This window comes from Nonlabens tegetincola (genome assembly GCF_002954355.1).
Taxonomy (GTDB): Bacteria; Bacteroidota; Bacteroidia; order Flavobacteriales; family Flavobacteriaceae; genus Nonlabens; species Nonlabens tegetincola.
Genome location: NZ_MQVV01000008.1, coordinates 1 through 9,047 on the forward strand (window position 1 = coordinate 1; position 9,047 = coordinate 9,047).

12 protein-coding genes and 1 pseudogene are annotated in these 9,047 nt (G+C 39.8%); all 13 read right to left on the reverse strand.

Annotated features, from left to right (window positions below; all coding sequences use genetic code 11):
• Window positions 1-159: 159 nt before the first annotated feature.
• Window positions 160-414 carry a hypothetical protein gene (locus BST93_RS00405; protein WP_105017678.1) on the reverse strand — a complete coding sequence of 85 codons (255 nt, stop codon included), beginning with the start codon at window positions 412-414 and terminating at the stop codon, window positions 160-162.
• 411 nt (window positions 415-825) lie between these two features.
• Window positions 826-1,038, reverse strand: coding sequence for a hypothetical protein (locus BST93_RS14015; RefSeq protein WP_146104957.1), 213 nt, complete (start codon window positions 1,036-1,038; stop codon window positions 826-828).
• The gene (locus BST93_RS14115) at window positions 1,032-1,205 is read right to left on the reverse strand and encodes a hypothetical protein (RefSeq protein WP_181072507.1); all 174 of its coding nucleotides are present in this window, start codon (window positions 1,203-1,205) and stop codon (window positions 1,032-1,034) included. The genes BST93_RS14015 and BST93_RS14115 overlap by 7 nt, the downstream gene beginning before the upstream one ends.
• Before the next feature lie 1,335 nt (window positions 1,206-2,540).
• Entirely contained in the window at window positions 2,541-2,885 is a 345-nt protein-coding gene (locus BST93_RS00410; protein ID WP_146104958.1) for a hypothetical protein, read from the reverse strand.
• A 138-nt stretch (window positions 2,886-3,023) separates the two neighbouring features.
• On the reverse strand, window positions 3,024-3,317 hold the full coding sequence (locus tag BST93_RS00415; protein WP_105017680.1) for a hypothetical protein: 294 nt from the start codon (window positions 3,315-3,317) through the stop codon (window positions 3,024-3,026).
• The gene (locus BST93_RS00420) at window positions 3,286-4,152 is read right to left on the reverse strand and encodes a hypothetical protein (protein ID WP_105017681.1); all 867 of its coding nucleotides are present in this window, start codon (window positions 4,150-4,152) and stop codon (window positions 3,286-3,288) included. The genes BST93_RS00415 and BST93_RS00420 overlap by 32 nt, the downstream gene beginning before the upstream one ends.
• A 1,793-nt stretch (window positions 4,153-5,945) precedes the next feature.
• On the reverse strand, window positions 5,946-6,575 hold the full coding sequence (locus BST93_RS00425) for a hypothetical protein (protein WP_105017682.1): 630 nt from the start codon (window positions 6,573-6,575) through the stop codon (window positions 5,946-5,948).
• Between the two features lie 277 nt (window positions 6,576-6,852).
• Window positions 6,853-7,089 carry a hypothetical protein gene (locus BST93_RS00430; RefSeq protein WP_105017683.1) on the reverse strand — a complete coding sequence of 79 codons (237 nt, stop codon included), beginning with the start codon at window positions 7,087-7,089 and terminating at the stop codon, window positions 6,853-6,855.
• Window positions 7,090-7,118: 29 nt separating this feature from the next.
• On the reverse strand, window positions 7,119-7,241 hold the full coding sequence (locus BST93_RS14400) for a hypothetical protein (protein ID WP_258150448.1): 123 nt from the start codon (window positions 7,239-7,241) through the stop codon (window positions 7,119-7,121).
• 34 nt (window positions 7,242-7,275) lie between these two features.
• Entirely contained in the window at window positions 7,276-7,641 is a 366-nt protein-coding gene (locus BST93_RS00435) for a hypothetical protein (protein ID WP_105017684.1), read from the reverse strand.
• A 552-nt stretch (window positions 7,642-8,193) separates the two neighbouring features.
• Complete coding sequence (locus tag BST93_RS14120; protein ID WP_181072509.1) at window positions 8,194-8,352, reverse strand: hypothetical protein; 159 nt, start codon at window positions 8,350-8,352, stop codon at window positions 8,194-8,196.
• A gap of 177 nt (window positions 8,353-8,529) precedes the next feature.
• Window positions 8,530-8,694 carry a hypothetical protein gene (locus BST93_RS14125; RefSeq protein ID WP_181072511.1) on the reverse strand — a complete coding sequence of 55 codons (165 nt, stop codon included), beginning with the start codon at window positions 8,692-8,694 and terminating at the stop codon, window positions 8,530-8,532.
• Window positions 8,695-8,715: 21 nt separating this feature from the next.
• Window positions 8,716-9,047 (reverse strand): annotated as a pseudogene (locus tag BST93_RS14130) (hypothetical protein); the annotation flags it as partial.

Here is a 9,047-nt window from a genome sequence, read left to right on the forward strand (position 1 = left end):
GATAAAAAGAATCTTTTCATTTAAATTAATTAAGGTAGTTTAATAATGGTGAACATGAAATCAAGATCAATGTCAACCTTAGGACTAGCACCATTATCGCTATCCCCTATATTCACGTTGAATCCGTTAGCACATTTCCATAGTTACGAAATTCCAGGATCATCGTAAGTTTGAACCGCCAGCTGGTGGACAGTTTCCATTACAATCTATATGGTTAATTGGTATTACATATCCCGTTGTTATAGGAGTTGTAAAATTGATACGATAGTCTCCAGTATTAAGTCTAGTAATGCTCGAAGTTCCAAAGCTTGTGATGGTAGAACCATCTCCTGCCACGTTACCAGCTGCAGCAATAGTAGGACCCAACAAAATAAGCTCACCATCTGATCCAACCTTGAATACTATTATTGGCATCGGCACTTACGACTTGTGCAGTGGTTGTTGTACCAGCCTCGTTGGTGTAAGTTATTTTCTCCAGTAGGCATTTGGATCACTAGAAGTTGGTGTGTCATTTTGTGAAAAAGTTGTTTACAGTTTCATTGATAGTAAATGCCGAACCATCCTCATCGGTATAACGTAGCAATGGTATTAGCTCCACCAGCGGTTACTTCAGCATCTGTATTACCAGCAGCTTTGAGCAAGTAGGGTAAGCGTTTCTAGGTTAAGAGATATCGATAATAGTATCTACACCATCTTCATCGTATAGGTAAAAGTACCGTCTGTGTTTTCAGCATCTCTGTAAGCGTTTTCTTAAGTTAGTAACATCAATGAATGGTGTCAATTCCAAGCTTCATCGGTGTAGGTTCTGTTCCGTTATGTTTTCTACTAATGCAGTAACAGTTTCATTGATAGTAAATGCCGAACCATCCTCATCGGTATACGTAGCAATGGTATTAGCATCACCAGCGGTACTTCAGCATCTGTATTACCAGCAGTTGAGCAAGTAGAGTAAGCGTTTCTAGGTATAGAGATATCGATAATAGTATCTACACCATCTTCATCGGATATAGGTAAAGTACCGTCTGATGTTTTCAGCAATCTCTGTAAGCGTTTCCTAAGTTAGTAACATCAATGATGGTGTCATTACCAGCTTCATCGGTGTAGGTTACTGTTCCGTTAGTGTTTTCCACTAATGCAGTAACAGTTTCATTGATAGTAAAATGCCGAACCATCCTCATCGGTATACGTAGCAATGGTATTAGCATCACCAGCGGTTACTTCAGCATCTGTATTACCAGCAGCTTGAGCAAGTAGGGTAAGCGTTTCTAGTTAGAGATATCGATAATAGTATCTACACCATCTTCATCGGTATAGGTAAAAGTACCGTCTGTGTTTTCAGCAATCTCTGGTAAGCGTTTCTAAGTTAGTAACATCAATGATGGTGTCATTCCAGCTTCATCGGTGTAGGTTACTGTTCCGTTAGTGTTTTCCACTAATGCATAACAGTTTCATTTGATAGTTAAATGCCGAACCATCCTCATCGGTATACGTAGCAATGTATTAGCATCACCAGCGGTTACTTCAGCATCTGTATTACCAGCAGCTTGGCAAGTAGGGTAAGCGTTTTCTAGGTTAGAGATATCGATAATAGTATCTACACCATCTTCATCGGTATAGGTAAAAGTACCGTCTGTGTTTTCAGCAATCTCTGTAGCGTTTCTAAGTTAGTAACATCAATGATGGTGTCATTACCAGCTTCATCGGTGTAGGTTACTGTCCCGTTAGTGTTTTCTACTAATGCAGTAACGGTTTCATTGATAGTAAATGCCGAACCATCCTCATCGGTATACGTAGCAATGGTATTAGCATCACCAGCGGTTACTTCAGCATCTGTATTACCAGCAGCTTGAGCAAGTAGGGTAAGCGTTTCTAGGTTAGAGATATCGATAATAGTATCTACCCATCTTCATCGGTATAGGTAAAAGTACCGTCTGTGTTTTCAGCAATCTCTGTAAGCGTTTCTAAGTTAGTAACATCAATGATGGTGTCATTACCAGCTTCATCGGTGTAGGTTACTGTTCGTTAGTGTTTTCCACTAATGCAGTAACAGTTTCATTGATAGTAAATGCCGAACATCCTCATCGGTATACGTAGCAATGGTATTAGCATCACCAGCGGTTACTTCAGCATCTGTATTACCAGCAGCTTGAGCAAGTAGGGTAAGCGTTTCTAGGTTAGAGATATCGATAATAGTATCTACACCATCTTCATCGGTATAGGTAAAAGTACCGTCTGTGTTTTCAGCAATCTCTGTAAGCGTTTCTAAGTTAGTAACATCAATGATGGTGTCATTACCAGCTTCATCGGTGTAGGTTACTGTCCCGTTAGTGTTTTCTACTAATGCAGTAACGGTTTCATTGATAGTAAATGCCGAACCATCCTCATCGGTATACGTAGCAATGGTATTAGCATCACCAGCGGTTACTTCAGCATCTGTATTACAGCAGCTTGAGCAAGTAGGGTAAGCGTTCTAGGTTAGAGATATCGATAATAGTTCTACACCATCTTCATCGGTATAGGTAAAAGTACCGTCTGTGTTTTCAGCAATCTCTGTAAGCGTTTCTTAAGTTAGTAACATCAATGATGGTGTCATTACCAGCTTCATCGGTGTAGGTTACTGTTCCGTTAGTGTTTTCCACTAATGCAGTAACAGTTTCATTGATAGTAAATGCCGAACCATCCTCATCGGTATAAGTAGCAATGGTATTAGCATCACCAGCGGTTACTTCAGCATCTGTATTACCAGCAGCTTGAGCAAGTAGGGTAAGCGTTTCTAGGTTAGAGATATCGATAATAGTATCTACACCATCTTCATCGGTATAGGTAAAAGTACCGTCTGTGTTTTCAGCAATCTCTGTAAGCGTTTCTAAGTTTAGTAACATCAATGATGGTGTCATTACAGCTTCATCGGTGTAGGTTACTGTCCCGTTAGTGTTTTCTACTAATGCAGTAACAGTTTCATTGATAGTAATGCCGAACCATCCTCATCGGTATACGTAGCATGGTATTAGCATCACCAGCGGTTACTTCAGCATCTGTATTACCAGCAGCTTGAGCAAGTAGAGTAGCGTTTCTAGGTTAGAGATATCGATAATAGTATCTACACCATCTTCATCGGTATAGGTAAAAGTACCGTCTGTGTTTTCAGCAATCTCTGTAAGCGTTTCTAAGTTAGTAACATCAATGATGGTGTCATTACCAGCTTCATCGGTGTAGGTTACTGTCCCGTTAGTGTTTTCCACTAATGCAGTAACAGTTTCATTGATAGTAAATGCCGAACCATCCTCATCGGTATATCGTAGCAATGGTATTAGCATCACCAGCGGTTACTTCAGCATCTGTATTACCAGCAGCTTGAGCAAGTAGGGTAAGCGTTTCTAGGTTAGAGATATCGATAATAGTATCTACACCATCTTCATCGGTATAGGTAAAAGTACCGTCTGTGTTTTCAGCAATCTCTGTAAGCGTTTCTAAGTTAGTAACATCAATGATGGTGTCATTACCAGCTTCATCGGTGTAGGTTACTGTCCCGTTAGTGTTTTCTACTAATGCAGTAACAGTTTCATTGATAGTAAATGCCGAACCATCCTCATCGGTATACGTAGCAATGGTATTAGCATCACCAGCGGTTACTTCAGCATCTGTATTACCAGCAGCTTGAGCAAGTAGGGTAAGCGTTTCTAGGTTAGAGATATCGATAATAGTATCTACACCATCTTCATCGGTATAGGTAAAAGTACCGTCTGTGTTTTCAGCAATCTCTGTAAGCGTTTCTAAGTTAGTAACATCAATGATGGTGTCATTACCAGCTTCATCGGTGTAGGTTACTGTCCCGTTAGTGTTTTCTACTAATGCAGTAACGGTTTCATTGATAGTAAATGCCGAACCATCCTCATCGGTATACGTAGCAATGGTATTAGCATCACCAGCGGTTACTTCAGCATCTGTATTACCAGCAGCTTGAGCAAGTAGGGTAAGCGTTTCTAGGTTAGAGATATCGATAATAGTATCTACACCATCTTCATCGGTATAGGTAAAAGTACCGTCTGTGTTTTCAGCAATCTCTGTAAGCGTTTCTAAGTTAGTAACATCAATGATGGTGTCATTACCAGCTTCATCGGTGTAGGTTACTGTTCCGTTAGTGTTTTCCACTAATGCAGTAACAGTTTCATTGATAGTAAATGCCGAACCATCCTCATCGGTATACGTAGCAATGGTATTAGCATCACCAGCGGTTACTTCAGCATCTGTATTACCAGCAGCTTGAGCAAGTAGGGTAAGCGTTTCTAGGTTAGAGATATCGATAATAGTATCTACACCATCTTCATCGGTATAGGTAAAAGTACCGTCTGTGTTTTCAGCAATCTCTGTAAGCGTTTCTAAGTTAGTAACATCAATGATGGTGTCATTACCAGCTTCATCGGTGTAGGTTACTGTCCCGTTAGTGTTTTCTACTAATGCAGTAACAGTTTCATTGATAGTAAATGCCGAACCATCCTCATCGGTATACGTAGCAATGGTATTAGCATCACCAGCGGTTACTTCAGCATCTGTATTACCAGCAGCTTGAGCAAGTAGAGTAAGCGTTTCTAGGTTAGAGATATCGATAATAGTATCTACACCATCTTCATCGGTATAGGTAAAAGTACCGTCTGTGTTTTCAGCAATCTCTGTAAGCGTTTCTAAGTTAGTAACATCAATGATGGTGTCATTACCAGCTTCATCGGTGTAGGTTACTGTCCCGTTAGTGTTTTCTACTAATGCAGTAACGGTTTCATTGATAGTAAATGCCGAACCATCCTCATCGGTATACGTAGCAATGGTATTAGCATCACCAGCGGTTACTTCAGCATCTGTATTACCAGCAGCTTGAGCAAGTAGGGTAAGCGTTTCTAGGTTAGAGATATCGATAATAGTATCTACACCATCTTCATCGGTATAGGTAAAAGTACCGTCTGTGTTTTCAGCAATCTCTGTAAGCGTTTCTAAGTTAGTAACATCAATGATGGTGTCATTACCAGCTTCATCGGTGTAGGTTACTGTTCCGTTAGTGTTTTCTACTAATGCAGTAACAGTTTCATTGATAGTAAATGCCGAACCATCCTCATCGGTATACGTAGCAATGGTATTAGCATCACCAGCGGTTACTTCAGCATCTGTATTACCAGCAGCTTGAGCAAGTAGGGTAAGCGTTTCTAGGTTAGAGATATCGATAATAGTATCTACACCATCTTCATCGGTATAGGTAAAAGTACCGTCTGTGTTTTCAGCAATCTCTGTAAGCGTTTCTAAGTTAGTAACATCAATGATGGTGTCATTACCAGCTTCATCGGTGTAGGGTTACTGTCCCGTTAGTGTTTTCCACTAATGCAGTAACAGTTTCATTGATAGTAAATGCCGAACCATCCTCATCGGTATACGTAGCAATGGTATTAGCATCACCAGCGGTTACTTCAGCATCTGTATTACCAGCAGCTTGAGCAAGTAGGGTAAGCGTTTCTAGGTTAGAGATATCGATAATAGTATCTACACCATCTTCATCAGTATAGGTAAAAGTACCGTCTGTGTTTTCAGCAATCTCTGTAAGCGTTTCTAAGTTAGTAACATCAATGATGGTGTCATTACCAGCTTCATCGGTGTAGGTTACTGTCCGTTAGTGTTTTCTACTAATGCAGTAACGGTTTCATTGATAGTAAATGCCGAACCATCCTCATCGGTATACGTAGCAATGGTATTAGCATTACCAGCGGTTACTTCAGCATCTGTATTACCAGCAGCTTGAGCAAGTAGGGTAAGCGTTTCTAGGTTAGAGATATCGATAATAGTATCTACACCATCTTCATCGGTATAGGTAAAAGTACCGTCTGTGTTTTCAGCAATCTCTGTAAGCGTTTCTAAGTTAGTAACATCAATGATGGTGTCATTACCAGCTTCATCGGTGTAGGTTACTGTCCGTTAGTGTTTTCTACTAATGCAGTAACAGTTTCATTGATAGTAAATGCCGAACCATCCTCATCGGTATACGTAGCAATGGTATTAGCATCACCAGCGGTTACTTCAGCATCTGTATTACCAGTAGCTTGAGCAAGTAGGGTAAGCGTTTCTAGGTTAGAGATATCGATAATAGTATCTACACCATCTTCATCGGTATAGGTAAAAGTACCGTCTGTGTTTTCAGCAATCTCTGTAAGCGTTTCTAAGTTAGTAACATCAATGATGGTGTCATTACCAGCTTCATCGGTGTAGGTTACTGTCCCGTTAGTGTTTTCCACTAATGCAGTAACAGTTTCATTGATAGTAAATGCCGAACCATCCTCATCGGTATACGTAGCAATGGTATTAGCATCACCAGCGGTTACTTCAGCATCTGTATTACCAGCAGCTTGAGCAAGTAGAGTAAGCGTTTCTAGGTTAGAGATATCGATAATAGTATCTACACCATCTTCATCAGTATAGGTAAAAGTACCGTCTGTGTTTTCAGCAATCTCTGTAAGCGTTTCTAAGTTAGTAACATCAATGATGGTGTCATTACCAGCTTCATCGGTGTAGGTTACTGTCCCGTTAGTGTTTTCCACTAATGCAGTAACAGTTTCATTGATAGTAAATGCCGAACCATCCTCATCGGTATACGTAGCAATGGTATTAGCATCACCAGCGGTTACTTCAGCATCTGTATTACCAGCAGCTTGAGCAAGTAGAGTAAGCGTTTCTAGGTTAGAGATATCGATAATAGTATCTACACCATCTTCATCAGTATAGGTAAAGTACCGTCTGTGTTTTCAGCAATCTCTGTAAGCGTTTCTAAGTTAGTAACATCAATGATGGTGTCATTACCAGCTTCATCGGTGTAGGTTATGTCCCGTTAGTGTTTTCCACTAATGCAGTAACAGTTTCATTGATAGTAAATGCCGAACCATCCTCATCGGTATACGTAGCAATGGTATTAGCATCACCAGCGGTTACTTCAGCATCTGTATTACCAGCAGCTTGAGCAAGTAGGGTAAGCGTTTCTAGGTTAGAGATATCGATAATAGTATCTACACCATCTTCATCCAGTATAGGTAAAAGTACCGTCTGTGTTTTCAGCAATCTCTGTAAGCGTTTCTAAGTTAGTAACATCAATGATGGTAGTGGTCACCATCTTCATCGGTATAGGTAAAAGTACCATCAGTGTTTTCAACAATAGTGGTTAAAGTCTCTAGGTTTTGTACTAAAGCTGTAAGATCAAGCTGAGTTACCACACCATCCTCATCGGTGTAATCGATGTTAATATTATCAGGATTCAGCGCGATAGAAGTCAGTGTTTCCAGATTGTAACATCAATAACGTTAGTGCCGCATCTTCATCAGTATAGGTAAAAGTACCATCAGTGTTTTCAACAATAGTGGTTAAAGTCTCTAGGTTTTGTACTAAAGCTGTAAGATCAAGTTGAGTAACCACACCATCCTCATCGGTGTAATCGATGTTAGTATTATCAGCATTTAACGCAATAGAGGTAAGCGTTTCTAGATTGGTAACATCAATAACTGTAGTACCACCGTCTTCATCAGTATAGGTAAAAGTACCGTCAGTGTTTTCAACAATAGTGGTTAAAGTTTCTAGGTTTTGTACTAAAGCTGTAAGATCAAGCTGAGTAACCACACCATCCTCATCGGTGTAATCGATGTTAGTATCATCAGCATTTAACGCGATAGAGGTAAGTGTTTCCAGATTCGTTACATCAATAACGGTAGTACCACCATCTTCATCGGTATAGGTAAAAGTACCGTCAGTGTTTTCAACATAGTGGTTAAAGTTTCTAAGTTTTGTACTAAAGCTGTAAGATCAAGCTGAGTTACACACCATCCTCATCGGTGTAATCGATGTTAGTATCATCAGCATTCAACGCGATAGAGGTAAGGTGTTTCTAGATTCGTTACATCAATAACAGTAGTACCACCATCTTCATCGGTATAGGTTAAACGTAACCGTCTGTGTTTTCAACTAAAGTGGTAAAGTTTCTAGTTTTGTACTAAAGCTGTAAGATCAAGCTGAGTAACCACCCATCCTCATCGGTGTAATCGATGTTAGTATCATCAGCATTTAACCGCGATAGAGGTACAGTGTCTTCCAGATTCGTTACATCAATAACGGTAGTACCACCATCTTCATCGGTATAGGTAAAAGTACCATCAGTGTTTTCAACGATAGTGGTTAAGTCTCTAGGTTTTGTACTAAAGCTGTAAGATCAAGCTGAGTAACCACACCATCTTCATCGGTGTAGTCGATGTTAGTATCATCAGGATTCAGCGGATAGAAGTCAGTGTTTCTCAGATTAGTAACATCAATAACAGTAGTACCCACCATCTTCATCGGTATAAGGTAAACGTACCGTCTGTGTTTTCAACGATAGTGCGTTTAAAGTTTCTAAGTTCTGTACTAAAGCTGTAAGATCAAGCTGAGTACCACACCATCCTCATCGGTGTAATCGATGTTAGTATTATCAGGATTCAGCGCGATAGAAGTCAGTGTGTTTCCAGATTAGTAACATCATAACTGTAGTACCACCATCTTCATCAGTATAGGTAAAAGTACGTCAGTGTTTTCAACAATAGTGGTTAAAGTCTCTAGGTTTTGTACTAAAGCCGTAAGATCAAGCTGAGTAACTACACCATCCTCATCGGTGTAATCGATGTTAGTATCATCAGCATTCAACGCGATAGAGGTAAGGTGTTTCTAGATTGGTAACATCAATAACAGTAGTACACCATCTTCATCGGTATAGGTAAAAGTACCATCAGTGTTTTCACGATAGTGGTTAATAGTCTCTAGGTTTTGTACTAAAGCCGTAAGATCAAGCTGAGTAACTACACCATCCTCATCGGTGTAATCGATGTTAGTATCATCAGCATTCAACGCGATAGAGGTAAGTGTTTCTAGATTGGTAACATCAATAACAGTAGTACCACCATCTTCATCGGTATAGGTAAAAGTACCATCTGTGTTTTCAACGATAGTGGTTAAAGTTTCTAAGTTTTGTACAACATTGGTTAAATTAATAGATAGAA

Excerpts from the sequence above, each read along its gene's own strand:
- BST93_RS14115 (WP_181072507.1), bottom strand. The coding sequence starts at position 1,205 with ATGCTAATACCATTGCTACGTATACCGATGAGGATGGTTCGGCATTTT.
- BST93_RS00415 (WP_105017680.1), bottom strand. The coding sequence starts at position 3,317 with ATGCTAATACCATTGCTACGATATACCGATGAGGATGGTTCGGCATTT.
- BST93_RS14120 (WP_181072509.1), bottom strand. The coding sequence starts at position 8,352 with ATGAAGATGGTGGGTACTACTGTTATTGATGTTACTAATCTGAGAAAC.
- BST93_RS00405 (WP_105017678.1), bottom strand. The coding sequence starts at position 414 with ATGCCAATAATAGTATTCAAGGTTGGATCAGATGGTGAGCTTATTTTG.